Below are 18,180 nucleotides of genomic sequence, written 5' to 3'. Positions count from 1 at the left end.
CGGCCATCCGCCGGACCCCCGGACGCCGGACCCCGCCCGGACAGGAAGCAGACCTGATGCCCGTCGAACCCGCCGAGGACCGCTCTCTCAGCCCGTACACCGGCTTCACCCGCGCCCATTGGGAGGCGGTCGCCGACTCCCTGCTCGCCGCGGTCGCCCCCCACGCCACCGAGGACCAGGCCCTCTACCACCTCCCCGGTGGACACACCGGCAGCGCCGGCCGGCTCTCCGACGGTCTGGAGGGCTACGCCCGGACGCTGCTGCTGGCCGGTTTCCGCCGCGACGAGAAGGTCCTGGAGCGGTACGCGCGGGGCCTGGCCGCCGGAACGGCCGGGATCTGGCCGCGCGTCGAGGACCGCGGCCAGCCCCTCGTCGAGGCGGCGTCGGTCGCGCTCGCGCTGCGGCTCACCCGGCCGCTGCTGTGGGACCGCCTCGACGACGGGGTGAAGCAGCGGGCGGCCGCCTGGCTCGGTGACGCGCTGACGGCCGAACCCTGGGCCTGCAACTGGGAGTTGTTCCCGGTGACGGTCGGCGGGTTCCTCGAGGAGATCGGCTGGGAGCCCGACGCCTCGCGCGCCGCGGTCGACCGGGGTCTGGAACGCATCGAGCAGTGGTACCGCGGCGACGGCTGGTACACCGACGGCGACGGGCGCAAGTTCGACTACTACAACGGCTGGGCGATGCACCTCTATCCGGTGCTGCACGCGTGGCTGGCGGACGACGCGCGGCTCCTCGACCTCTACGGCGGCCGGCTGGAGGCCCATCTCGGCGACCACGCCCGGCTGTTCGGGGGTGACGGGGCGCCGCTGCGCCAGGGCCGCTCGCTCACCTACCGCTTCGCGGCCACCGCGCCGCTGTGGCTCGGCGCGCTCACCGGCAGAAGTCCGCTGTCGCCGGGCGAGACCCGCCGGCTCGCCTCGGGCGCCCTGCGCCACTTCCTCGACCGGGGCGCGGTGGACGGAGACGGGCTGCTCACCCTCGGCTGGCACGGCCCCGACGAGGCGTACGTGCAGCACTACTCCGGCCCCGCCTCGCCGTACTGGGCGAGCAAGGCGTTCGTCGCGCTGCTGCTGCCGCCGGAGCACGAGGTCTGGACGGCGGCGGAGGAGCCGGGCCCGGCGGAACGCGCCGACGCGGTCACCCCGGTCGGCCCGCCCAACTGGCTTCTGCAGTCGACCCGTTCGGACGGTCTGGTCCGGCTGCACAACCACGGCAGCGAGGACGTCCGCTACGACCCGTTCTACACACGGCTCGCCTACTCGACCGCGACGGCGCCCTCACCGTCGTACGACAACAGCGTGATCGTCGGCGGCGACGCGAGCCGGACCGGGATCGTGCCGCTGGGGGTCGGGGAGGGCTGGGCGGCGTCCCGGCACACGGTCACGGAGGGCGTCTCGGTGATCTCCCTGGTGGCAGCCCGAGGTGCCGTGGAGGTGCGGGCCCACCTGGTCTCGGGGGCCGTACCCGGGACGCCGGTCCGGATCACCGGCTGGGCCGCGGGCGACGAGGTCCGGGCCGAACTCCTGCCCGCGCACGGCCTGTCGGGAGCGGGGGAGGGCGTCACGGGGGACGGCGCCTCCCTGTTCGTCGCCCTCGCCCGCCTCACCGCCGACCCCGATCCCGACCCGCTCACGGACCTGGTGTCCGTCCAGGCGGACGCTTCCGAGGGGGCACCGCCGGGGACGTACGAGGTGACGGTGACCTGGACCGGGGGAGGGACGGTCCGCTTCCGCCTCGGTGCCGACGGGATCGTCCCCCTGGCCGGGGACGATGTCACGGGCATTCCCTAGAGTGCGTGGGGGCGGAGACGCATCCGCCGGGGAGGGGCAGGTCATGAGTGGTCCGGGCAGGGGCGGGGGCTGGGGCGGCGGAGCCGGGATCGGTCCGGCCGACGCGGAGCAGATGATCGCGGAGGCGCGGAAGGCGTTCTTCGTGATGTTCGGGTTCCTGGCGGTGGTCTGGCTGGTGCAACTCGCCAACTTCGCCGACCACTACGCCTTCTCACGGGAGTACGGGGTGGTGTCCGGCGACATCGCCACCCTGCCCGACATCATCAGCGCGCCCTTCCTGCACTGGAGCTGGGCCCACATCGAGAGCAACTCGGGCCCGCTGTTCGTCTTCGGCTTCCTCGCCGCCTACCGGGGCGTGACCCGCTTCCTCGGGCTGAGCCTGCTGGTGGCGGTGACCAGCGGACTCGTGGTGTGGTTCTTCGAACGCGGTGACGTGGAGACGGTGGGCGCGAGCGGTCTGATCTTCGGCTACTTCGGCTACGTCGTGGTCCGGGGCGTCTTCGACCGGCACCTGATCGACACCCTCATCGGTGTCGTCATGGCGGCGTCCTTCGCCTACATGCTCACCGTCGCCGTCCCCGGGACGCCCGGGGTGAGCTGGCTCGGCCACCTCGGCGGACTGATCGGCGGCCTGGCCGGCGCCTGGATCTTCCGCGACCGCCACCCCCGCCGACCGTCCGGTCCCCACCCCACCCCCGGCACAACCCTCCCCGCCCCCCTGACCCCGGACCCGACCCCACCCAACCCCCGCGCGGACCTGCACAAGGAACTGGGGGATCTGGGGCTGCTCTGACCGGCCCGGCCCGGGGTGCGAGCACCGGCAAAACCATGTGGCGGCGTGACCTCGCCGGCGCTAGCCTGCGCCGGTGATCGGTGAAGAGGGGACGCGCCTGGGTGCGGCGGCGGCACGGCGTCTGGCGGCATCGGGCCGGTTCGCGATCGAACCGGGTCTGACGGACACCGAGTTTGCGGAGATCGAGGACGCCTACGGCTTCGAGTTCGGGGACGACCACCGCGCGTTCCTCGCCGCGGGCGTTCCCGTGAACGGCACGCCCCGCCAAGGGCAGATGTGGGAGAGGCCGTGGCCCGAGTGGCGCGGCGGGGATCCGGCCGAACTGCGGCAGCGGCTCGAATGGCCGGTCGAGGGCGTCCTCTTCGACGTGGAGAGCAACGACTTCTGGTACGAGGCATGGGGGGAACGCCCGGCCGCCGCCGAGGCCGCCCTGGAGCGGGCACGGCTGTGCCTGCGGGACGTCCCGGCGCTCGTACCGGTCTACAGCCACCGGTATCTGCCCGCCGGCCGGGGGACGTCGGGACACCCGGTCCTCTCGGTGTGGCAGACCGACATCATCTACTACGGCCTGGACCTCGACGACTACCTGCACCAGGAGTTCGGCAACGGGCACGGCCACACCGACGCGAGCTGGGACCCGAGGGCCACGGTCCCGTTCTGGCGGGACCTTCTCTGAGACCCGGCCGGCGGCCGGACCGCCGGAGTCCCGAGCCGGTCAGGGAGCGGGAACCGGACCGGGCGTCCCGGCCTCGGTGTGTGGCCAGTTCTCCAGGGTCACGTGCAGGGCGTCCAGGGCGTGGCGCCAGGACGTTTCCACGGGGCGGGGGGCGCCGAAACCGCCGATGGCCTCCAGGGTGCAGTAGCCGTGGAAGGTGCTGCGCAGCAGGCGGACGGCGTCGGTCAGGTCGGGCTCGGTCAGTCCGTAGGCGCGGAGCATGCCCGTGGTGACCTCGGCGGTGACCTCGGCCGTGCGGCGGTACTCCGGCCGCTCGGCGACCAGGGCCGGGTCGGGCTGGGTGTGGGTGGCCCGGTAGCGGCCGGGCCGCTCCAGGGCGTAGGCCCGGTAGGCGTCGGCGAAGGCGACCAGCGCGTCCTTCCCGGCTCGTCCGGCCACGGCGGTGGCGATCCTGTCGATCATCTCGCCGGACGCGAGCAGCGCGACGCGCTCGCGCAGCTCCCGGACGCTGCGCACATGCGCGTACATGCTCGCGTCCTTCACCCCGAACCGCCGGGCCAGGGCGGCCACGGTCACGTTCTCGAAGCCGATCTCGTCCGCGAGATCGGCCGCCGCCAGCACGACCCGCTCGGTCGTGAGTCCGGCACGAGCCATGAGGACCACCCTTTTCCGCCACGCCACTTTTCCTGGGGAACCGAGGCAGAAGCCTAGCCACCGATGGCACCGGGCCCGCCGCATTCCCGGCGCAACGGACAGGGGATGCGGCAACAGGCCCATGGATAAAGCCAGTTGACCGATTCAGGTCGTCCCGCGAACACGAGGGAGCCGCCCGCCGTTCATGCTCCGCCCCGAATCTCCTCATGACGCGCCCGCAGGGGCGGGGCTGGACTCAGGAGGCGGTCATGGGGCACACGCACGGACACGAGCACGGGCATCACCATCACCACCATCACGGCGACGCGGGCACCACGCTGCCCGCCGCCTTCGACACCTCGGTGCCCGACGAGGCCCTGACCCCCGAGCAGCAGTCGCGCCGCTCGCTGCTGCGCCGCGCCGGACTGCTCGGCGCCGGTCTCGCCGCCGGCGGCGTCCTCGCGCCGGGGGCCGCCACCCCCGCGGCCGCCACCCCCGCGGCCGCCACCCCCGCGGCCGCCGCACCCGCGGCGGCCTCCACGGGCGGCCGGAGAAAGAACGGCTTCCTCTGGCTCGCCGGCGACCACCACATCCACACCCAGTACAGCAGCGACGGCAAGTACCGCGTCCGCGACCAGGTCCGCCAAGGCGCCGCGCACGGCCTGGACTGGATGGTCATCACCGACCACGGCAGCGAGACCCACGCCAAGATCGGTGTGGACAAGGTCAACCCGGACATCCAGGAGGCCCGGGACATCCACGAGGACACCCTCGTCTTCCAGGGCCTCGAATGGAACATCCCGGCCGCCGAGCACGGCACGGTCTTCGTCCACCCCGGCCGCAACGAGGTCGCCGTCCTCAAGCAGTTCGAGACGGACTACGACGGCAGCGTCAAGGGTGCCGGCGACTCGACGCCCGCCAACGAGGCGCTGGCCGTCGCGGGCCTCAACTTCCTCGCCGAGCAGGTCCAGCGGCGCCGCGTCAAGGACATCCTGATGCTGGCCAACCACCCCGCCCGCAAGGGTCTCGACTCCCCGCACGAGATCCGCGCCTGGCGCGACGCGACCCCCGCGTCCCATCAGATCGCCGTCGGTTTCGAGGGCGCCCCCGGCCACCAGGCCGGCGGCATCGAGAAGACGTACGGCATGGGCGTCGCCCGCGGTCTGTACGACAACAGCCCGAGCGCCAACTCCTTCGCCGGCTACCCGCTGGAGAGCTACCGGACCTGGGGCGGCTTCGACTGGATGACCGCCACCGTCGGCGGCCTGTGGGACAGCCTCCTCGCCGAGGGCAAGCCCTGGTGGATCACCGCCAACTCCGACTCCCACCAGGTCTACACGGACACCGCGGTGCGCGGCGGACCGGACAGCGACTTCAACCTCAACGGCCGGCACACCGACCCGGTCTACGGCGGGAAGATCGACACCACCCAGGGCGACTACTGGCCCGGCCAGTACAGCCGCACCCACGTCGGCTCCGACGGGTTCTCCTACGCCGCCGTGATGGACGGCATCCGCGCCGGCCGGGTGTGGGTCGACCACGGGCAGCTCATCAGCGGTCTCGACGCCCGGGTCTCCGGCGGCGGCCGCTGGGCCACCCTCGGCGGCGCCCTGCACGTGCGCAAGGGCACCCGGGTGACCCTGACCGTGGACCTCGGACTGGCCGGCGGACCCAACTGGGCCGGGTTCGTGCCCGAGCTGGCCCGGGTCGACGTCATCCAGGGCGATGTGACGGGCCCCGTCTCCGACCGGGACACGTTCACCGCGCCCACCGCGCGCGTCGCCAGGTCCTACGAGGTGAACAAGTCCTCCGGCACGGTCCGGCTCACCTACGACCTCGGCGCCGTCGACCGCCCGGTGTACGTCCGGCTGCGCGGCACCGACGGCAACCGCTCCGCCGTCGGCCTCAGGGGCGCGTCGGTCGACCCGGCGGGTCCCGCCGTGGACGTCCTCGGCGACGCCGACCCGTGGAAGGACCTGTGGTTCTACTCCAACCCGGTGTGGGTCCTGCCGTCGTGACCGGGCGGTACGTCGTCGGCGTCGACACCGGTCACACGGGCCCCCCGCGCGAGGCCGACCATCTGCTGCGGGCGCTCGCCGCGGAGCTCGGACTGGACGCGGACGCGGTGGGCTGCACGCACCACGTCCGGGACGGACGGCGGCCGCACACGGCCCTGTCGTTCGCGCTGCCGTCCGCGGCGGCGGCCCGCGCGGCCTGGCAGTGGCTCACCGAGCACCCCACCGGCCCCGGCACCGTCCTCGAAGCCGGAGCCGGAGCCGGAGCCGGAGCCGAAGCCGAAGCCGGAGCCGGAGCCGGAGCCGGAGCCGGTGCGGGTGACGGTGGTGGTGGCGACGGTGCCGGCAGCGGCGGGGAGGGTTCCGGCGCCGGGACCGAGGCCCTGCCGGGGGTCGCATTCGGCGACGACCGGCACGGGCCCGAGGAGCTCGCGGCCGGAGCCGTTCATGCCGCCGCCGAGCACGAGGCCCGCACGGGGGGCCGGGCCGTCCTGTACCCGGGTTCGGAGACGGTCACCGGAACCCTGACCGTCGCCCGGCTGCTGGAGGTCTCGGCGGTGGACCGGGTGACGGTGCTCGGCGCGCCCGAAGGGCCCTCCCCGGAGGCGAAGCTGGTCACGCGCGGCCATGTGCGCCCGGAGTGGCGCGAGGGCCTGCTCGTCCTCGCGGCGATGCCGGCCGCCGGCGGCACCCTCGTGCCCTTCGAGGTGCCGGACCCGACACCCTGCTGCGCCGGCCACTGACCGTGCGGCCGGACGGCTGGGGAGAGCCGTCCGGCCGCACGGGGAACGCGGGCCTCAGCCCGTGACGGCGGAGAACACGAACGAGAACTCCGCCGGACCGACCCGCAGTTGGTACCGCGCAAGGGCGCCGGGCCCGCAGGACTGGGAACCGATGCCCTGCTGGCCGTGATCGAGGTTGACCCAGACCGTGTCACCGGGCCGCAGCTCCGTCCGGTGCTCCGCCGCGTCCAGCTGCTCGCTCGTCCAGCGCCGCGCGGTGAACCAGAAGTCCGGGTCGCCCTCGATCCGCAGTCCCCCGATCTCGGCCCAGCGGACGCCGGGGCGGGCACCGTTCTCCTGCGGACGCACGTACGGCGTCTGCATCGCGTCGACCGTCGACTCCCAACGCCCGTGCAGGGAGGCCGAGCCGGTGTCGGGGTACCCCTCTCCGGGGCCGCCGCCGAGCCAGGTCACCCGGTCCGCGGAGCCCGGCAGACCGAGCCGGACGCCGAGCCGGGGCAGCGGCAGCGCCCAATGGCCCTCCGGAGCCACGGACACGGTCAGCCGCAGCCGGGTGCCGTCGGAGGTCCAGCGGTACACGGTCCCGAGGCCCACGTCGCGGGCCGCGGGCGCCACCCGGGTGCGCACGGTGAGGAAGTCGTCGCCGGTCTCCACCGTGTCCAGGCGGTGCCGCATCCGGTGCAGGCCGAGCTTGCGCCAGAGCGGGCCGTACCGGGCGTCCGGCTGCCAGTGCGCGCCGTTGTCGTTGTCGGTCGGGGCGCGCCACACGTCGAGGCGCGGGCCGGTGACCTCGACCCCGCCGACGGACAGCAGCGCGCCGGTGCGGGCGTCGAAGGTACCCGGCCCGAGCGTGACGGTCCGCCCGCCGCGCACCGGGACCGCGGACGGGGTGAAGGACGGCGGCGCGGGCTCCTTCACGACCAGCTGGGCCCGGGCGACGACATGACCCCGCGGCCCCCAGGACGTCTCCTCGGCCAGCGCCGCCCGGATCGTCCAGCCGGCCCAGGCGTCCCCCGGATCCACGGGCGGCGGGGGCAGTTTGACGTCGGCCGACTCGCCCGGCGCGAGGGCGGGCACCGCGAGCGGCCCCGACTCCACGCGCTCGCCGTCCACTTCGTACGACCAGGCGAACTCCAGGTGGGAGAGGCCGGTGAAGTCGTACCCGTTGGTGACGCGCACGGTGCCGTCCCGGGCCCCGGAACCTTCGCGGCGTTCGCCGGAGGGGGAGTCCCCGCCGTCGATGTGGACGGGCTCGACGACCTTCTTGTACTCGACGAGCCCGGGGGACGGTGTCCGGTCCGGGAAGAGGAGACCGTCGCAGACGAAGTTCCCGTCGTGCAGCTCCTCCCCGAAGTCCCCTCCGTAGGCGAACCCGTGGCGCTCGTCGGCGATGCCGTGGTCGATCCACTCCCAGACGAAGCCACCCTGGAGCCGGTCGTGGGAGGTGAACAGGCGCTGGTAGTCGGCGAGTCCGCCGGGTCCGTTGCCCATGGCGTGCCCGTACTCGCACAGGATCAGCGGGAGTCGGCGCCGCCTCAGCCCGCCGCCGTCCTCGTGCCGGCCGATCCGTTCGACCTCGGCGTGGTCGGCGTACATGCGCGAATAGACGTCCGTGTCACGGCAGTCGTGGTCGCCCTCGTAGTGCAGGAGCCGCGAGGGGTCACGGGCGCGGATCCACTCGGCCATCGCGGTGAGGCCACGCCCGGTGCCGGCCTCGTTGCCCAGGGACCACAGGATCACCGAGGGATGGTTCTTGTCCCGTTCGACCATGCGCTCCGCCCGGTCGAGCAGCGCCGGTGTCCAGCGCGGGTCGTCGACGGGGTTGTCGCGCCAGCCCTGTTCGGTGAAGCCGTGGGTCTCCAGGTCGCATTCGTCGATCACCCACAGGCCGTGGGTGTCGCACAGGTCGAGGAAGGCGGGGTGCGGCGGGTAGTGGGAGGTGCGCACCGCGTTGATGTTGTGCCGCTTCATCAGCAGCACGTCCGCGAGCATGGTCTCCGGGTCGAGGGCGCGGCCCTTCTCCGGGTGCCATTCGTGCCGGTTGACGCCCTTGAAGAGGAGGGGTGTGCCGTTCACCGTGATCAGGCCGTCGCGGAGCTCGACCGTACGGAAGCCGATGCGCAGGGGGACGCGTTCGCCCGCGGTGACGAGTTCGCCGTCGTAGAGCCGGGGTGTCTCGGCCGTCCACGGCAGCACCGCGAGCGTCACCGGCGTCCCGGTCTCGACATCGATGTCCAGGCCGGGCACGAGGACCCGTCCGTCGACGTCCGAGTCGACCCGCAGGGTGCCGAGGCCCCGCCGGTGGTCGTAGGAGGCGTGCACGAAGAAGTCGAGGACGCCGCCCGGCGGCCGGTGCAACAGGGTGACGTCGCGGAAGATGCCCGGCAGCCACCACTGGTCCTGGTCCTCCAGGTAGGAGCCCGCCGACCACTGGTGCACCCGGACCGCGAGCACGTTGCCCCCCGGCCGGAGCAACTGGCCCACGGGGAACTCGTGGGGCAGCCGGGAGCCCTTGAACTCGCCGAGGTCGGTGCCGTTCAGCCAGACCCGGGCGCAGGACTCGACCCCGTCGAAGCGCAGGACCGAGCCGCCCTCCGCCGGCCAGTCCGCCGGAAGGTCGAAGCGGCGCAGGTGGTCCCCGGTCGGGTTCTCGGTCGGTACGTGCGGCGGGTCGACCGGGAAGGGGTAGAGGTGGTTGGTGTAGACCGGCGTTCCATGCCCCTGGAGCACCCAGTGGCCGGGGACGTCGACCCCGGCCCAGCCCTCGGGCTCGTACCCCTCGGCCGCGAAGGAGTCGTCCTCGGCGTCGGCGGTGGGCGACAGCCGGAAGTCCCAGCGGCCGTTCAGCGAGAGGGAGCGGGCGTCGGAGTGCGCGTACCGGGCGCGGGGTGGAAGTGCCCCGGAGCCGGGGGAGACGTCCTCGACGTAGTCGGTGGCGGACGGGGGAGAGGCCGGTGTTCCGGGAGAGGTGCGGACGGTCATGCGTCTCCTAGGTCAGCCCTTGATGCCGGTCTGCGCGATTCCCTGGACCAGCCAGCGCTGGAGGAAGAGGAACACGAACACCAGGGGCAGGATGGAAATGGCCGTGGCCATGAAGATCAGATGGAAGTTGACGGTCTGGTTCGTCATGTACGAGGACAGCGCCACCTGGACCGTCCAGGCGTCGGGGTCCTGGCCGATGACCAGCGGCCACAGGAAGGCGTTCCAGCCGCTGATGAACGTGATGGTCGCGATCGCGGCGAAGAAGTTGAGGGAGTTGGGCACGACGATGCGCCAGTACGCGCCCCAGTGACCGAGCCCGTCCATGCGTGCCGCCTCCTCCAGTTCCTTCGGGAACCCCAGGAAGTACTGCCGGAAGAGGAAGCAGGTGAAACCGCTGAAAAGCCCCGGGATGATGAGTCCGCGAAGACTGTCCACCCAGCCGAGCGAGGACACGAGCACGAAGCTCGGCACGAACGTCACGGCGGCGGGGACCATCAGGGTGACCAGGACCGCGTAGAAGATCTTGTCGGCGTGCCGGTAGGGGATGCGGGCGAGGCCGTAGCCGGCGAGCGAGCAGACCAGCAGGGTGCCGACGGTGTGCAGCACGCCGACGACCGCGGAGTTCCACAGCGAGCGGGCGAACGGCACGGTGGGGTCGTCGAACAGCTCCCCGATGTTGCCCCATTGGAGACGGGTGGGGAAGAACTCCCAGTTCTCGCCGGTGATCTGGGCGTCGGTCGACAGGGCGTTGCGCACCAGTAGATAGAACGGGACGAGGAACAGCAGCGCGGCGACCCCGGTGGCGGCGAACAGTCCGGCGCTGCCGAGGACACCGCCCCGGCCCGCCCGTCGGCGCCCGTCCCGAGCGGCGGCGCGGGCTCCCCGGTCCTTGGTGGCGGCGGTCATCCGGCGTCCTCCCCGCGTCCGAAGCCCATGAACCTGCCCTGGAGCAGGGTCACCCCGCAGATCAGCAGGGTGAGGATGACGGCGCCCGCGCTGCCCGCGCCGTAGTCCTGCTCCTGGCCCAGCGCCGTGTAGTAGAGCTCGACGAGCGGCGGGCGGCCCCAGGTGGTCTTCGAGAGCAGGTTGAAGAACTCGTCGAAGGCCTGGTAGGCGGCCACGAGGAGCAGCAGGATCACGGCCGTCGAGGTGGCGCGCAGCTGGGGCAGGGTGATGTGGCGGAACGACTGCCAGCCGGGCCCCGCCCCGTCGATCGCGGCGGCCTCGTAGAGCTCGGGCGGGATGTTCTGCAGGGCGGCCAGGAACAGGATCATGTAGAAGCCGGCCTGGAGCCAGAGCCGCGCTGTCACGATGACCAGCCAGTACCAGGGCGGATCGGGGTCGGCCAGCCAGGCGGTGTTCTCGATCCCGAACCAGCCGAGGACGGTGTTCATCAGGCCGAAGCGCACCCCGCTGAAGATGGACATCTTCCAGATCAGCGAGGCGGCGACATAACTGCACGCGGTCGGCAGGAAGAACACCGACCGGAGGAACGCCCGCAGGAGACGCAGCCGGTTCACCAGCAGCGCCAGCGCCAGGGAGAGCGCCCAGGTCAGCGGAACGATGAGGGCGGCGAACACGGTGAACGTGAGCAGTGAGCCGGTGAAGTCGCCGTTCTCCAGCATCTGCCGGTAGTTGTCGAAGCCGACGAACGTGTCGGGGGTGACGGTGAAGCGGGCCTCGAAGAAGCTCAGCCACAGGCTCCAGCCGATCGGCACGTACACGAAGACGAGCAGGCCGAGGAGGAAGGGGCCGGTGAACAGCCAGAAGGCGAGGGTGCTCGGGTTCCGCCGGAACCGCCGCGGCCGGGCGGCGGCGGCCGGGGCCGGGGCGGAGCGCGGGACGTCGTGCGCGGTGGTGGTCGGCATGCCGGGGCCCGTCCGCCGGCCTATCCGAACAGCTTCTTGAGCTCGCGGTTCACGGTCGTGTCCGCCTTGTCGAGCGCCGCCTCCGGGTCCCCGCCCTTGCGGACGCAGTCGGCGAAGACGTCCTCCAGGGCGGTGATCATGGACTGGGTCCAGCCGATGTTGTCGAAGTGCCCGTACTCGCCGAACAGTTTGACCCCTTCCGCGGGCAGTCCCGACTCGAGCTTGGTGGCGGACGCGGCGAGCGAGGAGCGCGGCGGGATGTGGAAGCCGTACGACAGCGACCAGTCCTCCTGGTACTTCTTCCGGTCGATCCACAGCCACTTCACGTACTCCTTGGCCAGGTCGACGTGTCTGCCCTTGGCGTTGACGAACATCGACCAGCCGCCGTTGTAGACCGACGGCTTGCCGGAGTCGGTGACCTTCGGGAAGGGGAACACGCCGATGTCGTCGCCGAGGGTCTTCTGCATCTGCGGCATCGCCCACATCCCGCAGAACTGGATCGCGCACAGGCCCTGGTCGATCGCCGAGGGGTCCCAGTAGTCGGCCGGGGCGTCGAGCAGCAGATGGCCGCTGGTGAAGAGGCTCCGCATCTTCTTCAGCCCCTCCTTGACCCCCTCCGTGTGGTACGCGATCCGGTTCTGCGAGTCGAGGGTGTCGGCGCCCGCGGACCAGATCATCGGGTTGATGACCGCGTGCAGGTCATTGCCGAGGAACAGTCCCTTGACCTTGCCGGTCGTCAACTTGGCCGCTGCTTCGACGAGTTCGTCGAGTGTGGTCGGCACGTCGACGCCGGCCTTCTCCAGCAGCGAGGGCCGGTAGAAGAAGAACTGCGGGTCGTCGATCATGCGGACGCCGTAGATCTTCCCGTCGACCGTGTGCGAGGCGATGTCGGCCGGGTTGAAGTCGTCCTTGACCGGATCGACGATGTCGCTCAGGTCCGCCACCTGCCCGCTCCTGACGAGCTGGATCTGGGGATGGAACTCGAAGACGTCCGGCGCGTTCTTGGTGAGCAGGCTGGCGAACAGCTTGCTCTCGAAGTCGCTGCCGGTGATCCACTGTGTGGTCACCGCCGCCTTGTCGTAGGCCTTCGCGTACCGCTTGATGGCCTGCTCGGTGCCCGCCTCCCCGTAGGCGTGGAAGTACTGCACCAGCTCCTTGCCCGAACTCCCGCCGCCGGAACGCCCGTTGTTGCTGCCGCAGGCGGCCAGCGGTCCGAGGGCGGCGAGGCCGGCGGCGGCCCGCAGAACGGAGCGACGGTCCCAGGTGCTGCTCAATGCCGACATGGTGACGTCCTTGTCTTGTGGGCGGTTTGAGTGCGCATCACAGACGGGCCGAACGCGGCCCCGGATCGAATTCGCCGTGCGGTGCCGGACGTTAACCTTCCGCCAATCCTTCGGCAAGGGGTTGGACGAAGTCCGCGCGAAGCGTTGCCGGAGGTTCGGGATACCGGACGCGGCGGCCCGGCTTCGAGGGGTGCGGAAGAGTCGGGCGAATCAACTCGCCGGCCCTCAAAGGAACTTGAGCGGACCGGTTGTCATGGGCGTCGGGTGCCCGTCATGCCGGAGGCGCGGTGCGGCCCTTGGCGGGGGCGGTGCGCCCGGCCGGTCGTCGGCCGGCCGACTGGAGCGCGCCTTCGAGGGCGAACGTCGCGGCGCCCAGGCACACCGGGTCGGTCGGAATGGGGGACAGGACGATTTCTGTGGCCGCGAGCGGACGCCGCAGCGCGTGCCGGGCGACGGCCTCGCGCACCTCGCGCAGCAGCGGCTCCCCGAGCGCGGCAGCGACCCAGCTGCTCAGCACGACCACCTCGGGGTTGAGCAGGTTGACCAGGTCGGAGATCCCGGCGCCGAGGTAACGGGCGGTGTCGCGCACGACCTCGATGGCCACCGGGTCCTGTGCGGCGACGCCCGCGGCGAGGGCGTCGATGGTGGCGGTCTGGTCCTCCGGGTGCAACAGGGCGCTCCCGGGGCTCAGTTCGCGCAGGTTCCGCATGATGCCGGGAGCACCGACGTACGTCTCCACGCAGCCGTGGTTGCCGCAGTGGCACAGCCGCCCGTCCAGCACGAGGGTGGTGTGCCCCCACTCGCCCGCGCTGTTGCTGACGCCCCGGTGCAGACCGCCGCCGAGCGCCAGCCCCGCGCCCACCCCCGTGCCCAGATTGACCACGACGGCGTCCCCGCGCCCACGGGCCGCGCCGAACCACGACTCGGCGACGGCACAGGCGCGCAGCGGGTTGTCGAGATGGAGCGGGTAGGGGATGTGCTCCGCGAGCAGATCGCGCAACGGCACGTCGTGCCAGTCCCAGTTGGGCGCGTACTCCGCGATCCCGGTGTCGCGGTCGACCTGCCCGGGGACGCTGACGCCCACGCCCAGGACCCGCGCGCCCTCCACCCCTGCCTGTGCGACCACCGAGCCGACGGCGGCCGCGACATGCCCGACCACCTGTTCCGGGCTGCTCTCGCCGGGGCGCATGTCCTCGTCGGCGCGGGCGAGCACGTCCAGGGCCAGGTCGAACAGCTCGACCCGGACGTACGTCTCCGCGATGTCGACCCCGATGAGGGCGCCCCCGGCCGTGTTGACCGCCACCAGACCGCGGGGCCGCCCGCCCGCCGAGTCCTCGAAGCCGACCTCGGTCAGCATCCTCAGGTCGAGCAGTTCGCCGACGAGCGTGGCGACCGTCGCGAGGCTGAGCCCGGTCGCCGCCGCCAGTTCCTGCCGGGAGGTGGGGGACGCGGCGATGATCTGGCGCAGCACCTCGTAGCGGTTCGCGGTGCGGATGTCGCGTGACGTACCGCGCTTCATGGGACTCCCCCTCGCTCCCGTGCCCGGTCGCGTCGGCCCCGGCGCGGCGTCAGGCTATGGCCCGCCGGGGAGATTCGACAAGGGGTTAGGAAATGGGCTGGAGGAAGGTCACGGGAGCGGGTGGAGGACGTCCCGTACGAAGGCGTTCGTGAACGTGCCGGCCGGGTCGAGCTCACCGGCCAGCGCCCTGAACGCGTCCAGCCGGGGCGACCGTTCGGCCAGTACCGCGGGCGGCACCGTGAACACCTTCCCCCAATGCGGCCGCGGCCCGAACGGCGCCAGGGCCCGCTCCACCCGCCGTACCACCGGCAGGACGGCCCCGGTGTCCTCGATCCAGGTGAAGTGCAGCGCCACCGTGTCCCGGCCGTACGAGGGACTCAGCCACTGGTCGTCGGCGGCCACCGTCCGCACCTCGCAGATCTGCAGCACCGGCGCGATCGTGTCGCTGATCGCGTCCAGGGCGTGCAGCGCCGCCAGGGCGTCCGCGCGCGCCAGCAGGTACTCGGACTGCAACTCGGCCCCGCTGCTCGGGGTGAACTCGGCCCGGAAGTGCGGAAGCCGCTCGTGCCAGGGCCCGGGAACCCCCAGCTGCTCGGTGCAGTTGCGGGCGGGCATGCCCGGCACCGGATGCAGCGCCTCGGTCGCGGGCACCGCCCACGGGAAGTCGGGCGCCGGCCGGTCGGTGCGCCGCTTGAGCCACACCTGCCGGAAGCCCGGACGCCTCCAGTCGGTGAACAGACTGACGCTGTACGCAGAGGCGGCGACGGTCTCGAAGTCGATCCCTTCCAGCGGCAGTTCGGTGAACACGTGCTGGCTCACCTCGAAGTCCGGCTCCAGGTCGAGGGTGAGCGCGGTGACCACGCCGAGCGCGCCCAGCGCGGTCACGGCGCCGCCGAAGCGTTCCTCGCCGCGGCCGACGACCAGGACGGAGCCGTCCGCCGTGACCAGCTCGACCTCGCGGACGGCGGCGGCGAGCGACCCGTTGGTGACCCCGGAGCCGTGCGTGCCCGTGGCCACCGATCCCGCCACCGAGATGTGCGGGAGCGAGGCCATGTTGTGCAGCGCGAGCCCGTGCTCGTGCACCCGGCGGGCGAGTTCGGCGTACCGGACCCCGCCCGAGACCCGTACCGTGCGGGCCGTGGTGTCGACGTCCACCGAGGGAGGCAGGGCGGTCAGCGACAGCAGGACGCCGTCGGGGCCCGCGTCGGCGATCTCGTTGAACGAGTGCCCGCTGCCCAGCACCCGGACCCGGGAACTGTCCGCGACCAGGGACCGCAGCGCGTCGAGCGAGGCGGGCCGGTGCAGCTGCTCGGCCGCGTAGGTGATGTTGCCGGCCCAGTTGGTCAGGGTCCCAGTCATCCCTGTCGTTCCTCCCCGGAGGTCGCCGTCCGTGGCTCCGTGCAGCGGCCACCCGGTGAACGTACCCCGTCGGCCGCTCCGGCCGGCAGACCGGTCCGTTGACCCCCTCACGTGGCGCGATCTACCGTAGAGAGCGCTTGCTGTCGTCGGTGCCACCGAAACGGAAGGCCGTTTTCTTGCCCGAGAGTCCTGTGGGGAAGCCGTCCGAGAGCTCGTCCGTCGAGCCGTCCGAGCCGGCCGTGGAGCTGACGTCCGAGCCGGCCGTAGAGCTGACGTCCGGACCAGCCGCGGAGCTGCCGTCCGGGCCGGCCGCGGAGCTGGGGGCCGCGTGGCCCGTGGAGCAGACGTCCGAGCCGGCCGTGGAGCAGGCGTCCGAGCCACTTGCGGAGGAGTCGTCCGGGCGGCCCGTGGCGATGTTCGCCATGACCCCCGAGAACGTGGCCCGGATCTTCCCGACGGACGTCCTCGCCCGGCTGCGCGAGCTGGTGGACATCGATCCCTCCTGGGCGGCGGGCGACTTCACCGAACCGCGGACCCGGGCCAGGCTCGCCGAAACGGAGATCCTGATCACCGGCTGGGGCTGCCCGGTGCTCGACGCCGAGACCCTGGACGCGGCCCCGAAGCTGCGGGCCGTCCTGCACGCCGCCGGTTCCGTGAAGGGCTTCGCGACCCCGACGGTGTGGGAGCGCGGCATCGTCGTCTCCTCGGCCGCCGCCGCGAACGCGCTGCCCGTCGCCGAGTACACGCTCGCCATGATCCTGCTCGCGGGCAAGGACGTCTTCGCCCTCCGGGACCGTCTGCGCGCCGAACGGGCCTTCCCCCACGGCGGGATCATTCCCGGCATCGGCAACTTCGGCCGCCGGGTCGGCGTCGTCGGCGCCTCCCTCATCGGGCGGCGCCTCATCGAACTGCTCCGGCCCTTCGACCTGGCCGTGAGCCTCGCCGACCCCTACGTCGACGAGGCCGGGGCGGCCGCCCTCGACGTTCCCCTGCTACCGCTCGACGACCTGCTGACCGGCAGCGACGTCGTCACGGTCCACGCCCCGCAGACGCCGGAGACCCGGCATCTGATCGGCCGCCGCGAACTCGCCCTGATGCCCGCCGGATCGGTGCTCGTCAACACCGCGCGCGGCTCCCTGGTCGATCACGACGCCCTGGTCGAGGCGCTGCGCGCCGGGCACGTCAGCGCGATCCTCGACGTCACCGACCCCGAACCGCTGCCCGCCGACTCCCCGCTGTACGACCTCCCGAACGCCTTCGTCACACCCCACCTCGCGGGTTCGCAGGGCAACGAGGTCGCCCGCCTCGGCCTGACCGTGGTCCGGGAGGCCGAACGCCTGCTGTCCGGGCGGGCGCCGGAGTTCCCGGTCGACCCCGGGACGCTGGGCCGGACGGCCTGACGGTGCGGCGCGCACGGTCCGGCCGACTCCGCGGCCCGGACCGTCAGTTTGCGGCCGGACCGTCAAGGGCCGTTCGGACTGTCAGGCGGCAGCCGGACCGACGGGGCCCGCCCGGACCGACGGGGCTCGCCCGGATCGACGGGGCTCGCCCGGATCGACGGGGCTCGCCCGGATCGACGGGGCTCGCCCGGGCCGTCAGCTGGTGGTCCCGCCCAGGAACGCCTCCGTCGTCGCCGCGAACCGCGCCGGATCGTCGAGCCAGGGGAAGTGCCGGCCCCGGGCTGGACGACCAGCTCGGCGTGCGGGAACAGGGCGGCGACCTCGGCCATCGCCGGCGCCGGCGAGTTCAGGTCGAGCTCCCCGGCGAGGACGAGCACCGGGGACGCCAGACGGGCCAGCGCTACCCGGGTGGCGTCCGGGTCGAAGGCGCCGTCGGAGAAGCGGGCCGCGGCCTCCTGGTTGCGGTGCGTGTCCTCCGCGTCCCGGTGGGCCCGGGCGGCCGCGTCCCAACGTCCGTACCAGAAGGGGGCGATGGCCGCGAAGGCGGCGGCGTCACCGTTCCCGGCGACGATCGCCTCCAGCGCCGCGAACGCCTCGGGGAACCAGGGCTCGCCCTTGCGCAGCAGCGCCGTCTCCCGCCGGACCTCGCCGGTGACCTCGACCCCGACGGCGTAGACGCTCGGCGTGATCAGCGCGAGGCGTCCGACGCGCTCCGGGTGGCGCTGGGCGTAGAGCACCGCGAGGTTCGTCCCGGCGGAGTGCGCGAGCAGGTCCATCCGGTCGAGCCCGAGGTGCTCGCGCAGGGCCTCGACGTCGTCGACCTGCCGGTCGCAGCGGTACGAGCCGGGGTCCGCCGGGACCGCCGACCCGCCGGTCCCGCGCGGATCCGCCATGATCAGCCGCCGGTGGGCGGACAGCCCGCCCAGATTCCCGAGGTAGTCGCTGTCCTGCATCGGGCCGCCGGGCAGACACACCAGGGGCGGACCGTCCCCCGAGGTGTCGAAAGCCAGCTCGGTCCCGTCGTACGCGAGGAAGGAAGGCATGGCGACGACTCTCGCAGCGGCGCCCGGACGGAGCAAACGAGATCCCGGGCCGGGGCGGCCCCGCGCGGCACGGGGG

At 72.6% G+C, this 18,180-nt stretch carries 13 protein-coding genes and 1 pseudogene; 6 read left to right on the top strand and 8 right to left on the bottom strand.

Annotation, left to right across the window (positions count from 1 at the left end; all coding sequences use genetic code 11):
- The first annotated feature begins 56 nt into the window (after positions 1 to 56).
- The 3 genes from IO36_RS20335 to IO36_RS20325 all read left to right on the top strand — a co-directional run bounded on the left by IO36_RS20335 (position 57) and on the right by IO36_RS20325 (position 3,259).
- Complete coding sequence (locus tag IO36_RS20335; RefSeq protein ID WP_037621756.1) at positions 57 to 1,790, top strand: DUF2264 domain-containing protein; 1,734 nt, start codon at positions 57 to 59, stop codon at positions 1,788 to 1,790.
- Positions 1,791 to 1,833: 43 nt separating this feature from the next.
- Positions 1,834 to 2,583, top strand: coding sequence for a rhomboid family intramembrane serine protease (locus IO36_RS20330; RefSeq protein WP_051900706.1), 750 nt, complete (start codon positions 1,834 to 1,836; stop codon positions 2,581 to 2,583).
- A 73-nt stretch (positions 2,584 to 2,656) separates the two neighbouring features.
- Complete coding sequence (locus tag IO36_RS20325) at positions 2,657 to 3,259, top strand: hypothetical protein (RefSeq protein WP_037621755.1); 603 nt, start codon at positions 2,657 to 2,659, stop codon at positions 3,257 to 3,259.
- Positions 3,260 to 3,298: 39 nt separating this feature from the next.
- On the opposite strand, the gene IO36_RS20320 is transcribed toward IO36_RS20325, so the two are convergent.
- Positions 3,299 to 3,913: a TetR/AcrR family transcriptional regulator gene (locus tag IO36_RS20320; RefSeq protein ID WP_037621754.1), complete on the bottom strand. Its 615-nt coding sequence runs from the start codon at positions 3,911 to 3,913 to the stop codon at positions 3,299 to 3,301.
- 248 nt (positions 3,914 to 4,161) lie between these two features.
- Here IO36_RS20320 and IO36_RS20315 point away from each other — a divergent pair, with 248 nt between their 5' ends.
- Positions 4,162 to 5,910 (top strand): PHP domain-containing protein, encoded by a 1,749-nt coding sequence (locus IO36_RS20315; protein WP_037621753.1) that lies wholly within the window; start codon positions 4,162 to 4,164, stop codon positions 5,908 to 5,910.
- Positions 5,907 to 6,650 (top strand): hypothetical protein, encoded by a 744-nt coding sequence (locus IO36_RS49360; protein ID WP_037622010.1) that lies wholly within the window; start codon positions 5,907 to 5,909, stop codon positions 6,648 to 6,650. Before IO36_RS20315 ends, IO36_RS49360 begins: the two co-directional genes overlap by 4 nt.
- 54 nt (positions 6,651 to 6,704) lie before the next feature.
- Here the strand turns inward: IO36_RS49360 and IO36_RS20305 are convergent, their stop codons facing one another.
- The 6 genes from IO36_RS20305 to IO36_RS20280 all read right to left on the bottom strand — a co-directional run bounded on the left by IO36_RS20305 (position 6,705) and on the right by IO36_RS20280 (position 15,661).
- A complete protein-coding gene (locus tag IO36_RS20305; RefSeq protein ID WP_037621752.1) occupies positions 6,705 to 9,632 on the bottom strand; it encodes a glycoside hydrolase family 2 TIM barrel-domain containing protein in 2,928 nt (975 codons plus the stop codon).
- 12 nt (positions 9,633 to 9,644) lie between these two features.
- Positions 9,645 to 10,538 (bottom strand): carbohydrate ABC transporter permease, encoded by an 894-nt coding sequence (locus IO36_RS20300; RefSeq protein WP_037621751.1) that lies wholly within the window; start codon positions 10,536 to 10,538, stop codon positions 9,645 to 9,647.
- Complete coding sequence (locus IO36_RS20295) at positions 10,535 to 11,500, bottom strand: carbohydrate ABC transporter permease (protein WP_037621750.1); 966 nt, start codon at positions 11,498 to 11,500, stop codon at positions 10,535 to 10,537. The genes IO36_RS20300 and IO36_RS20295 overlap by 4 nt, the downstream gene beginning before the upstream one ends.
- Before the next feature lie 20 nt (positions 11,501 to 11,520).
- Positions 11,521 to 12,783, bottom strand: coding sequence for an ABC transporter substrate-binding protein (locus IO36_RS20290; protein WP_037621749.1), 1,263 nt, complete (start codon positions 12,781 to 12,783; stop codon positions 11,521 to 11,523).
- 271 nt (positions 12,784 to 13,054) lie between these two features.
- Complete coding sequence (locus IO36_RS20285) at positions 13,055 to 14,302, bottom strand: ROK family transcriptional regulator (RefSeq protein WP_037621748.1); 1,248 nt, start codon at positions 14,300 to 14,302, stop codon at positions 13,055 to 13,057.
- Between the two features lie 108 nt (positions 14,303 to 14,410).
- Positions 14,411 to 15,661 carry an FAD-binding protein gene (locus tag IO36_RS20280; RefSeq protein WP_037621747.1) on the bottom strand — a complete coding sequence of 417 codons (1,251 nt, stop codon included), beginning with the start codon at positions 15,659 to 15,661 and terminating at the stop codon, positions 14,411 to 14,413.
- A 413-nt stretch (positions 15,662 to 16,074) separates the two neighbouring features.
- On the opposite strand from IO36_RS20280, the gene IO36_RS20275 reads away from it, so the two are divergent.
- Complete coding sequence (locus tag IO36_RS20275; RefSeq protein WP_037622008.1) at positions 16,075 to 17,061, top strand: hydroxyacid dehydrogenase; 987 nt, start codon at positions 16,075 to 16,077, stop codon at positions 17,059 to 17,061.
- A 195-nt stretch (positions 17,062 to 17,256) separates the two neighbouring features.
- Here the strand turns inward: IO36_RS20275 and IO36_RS20270 are convergent.
- Positions 17,257 to 18,104: pseudogene (locus tag IO36_RS20270) on the bottom strand (alpha/beta fold hydrolase).
- Between the last annotated feature and the right edge of the window lie 76 nt (positions 18,105 to 18,180).

Origin of the sequence: Streptomyces aureus (genome assembly GCF_000725495.1) — a bacterium.
GTDB classification, from domain to species: domain Bacteria; phylum Actinomycetota; class Actinomycetes; order Streptomycetales; family Streptomycetaceae; genus Streptomyces; species Streptomyces aureus_B.
Note: the sequence above shows the minus strand (reverse complement) of the source record. Positions and strands in the feature narration are given on the sequence as shown.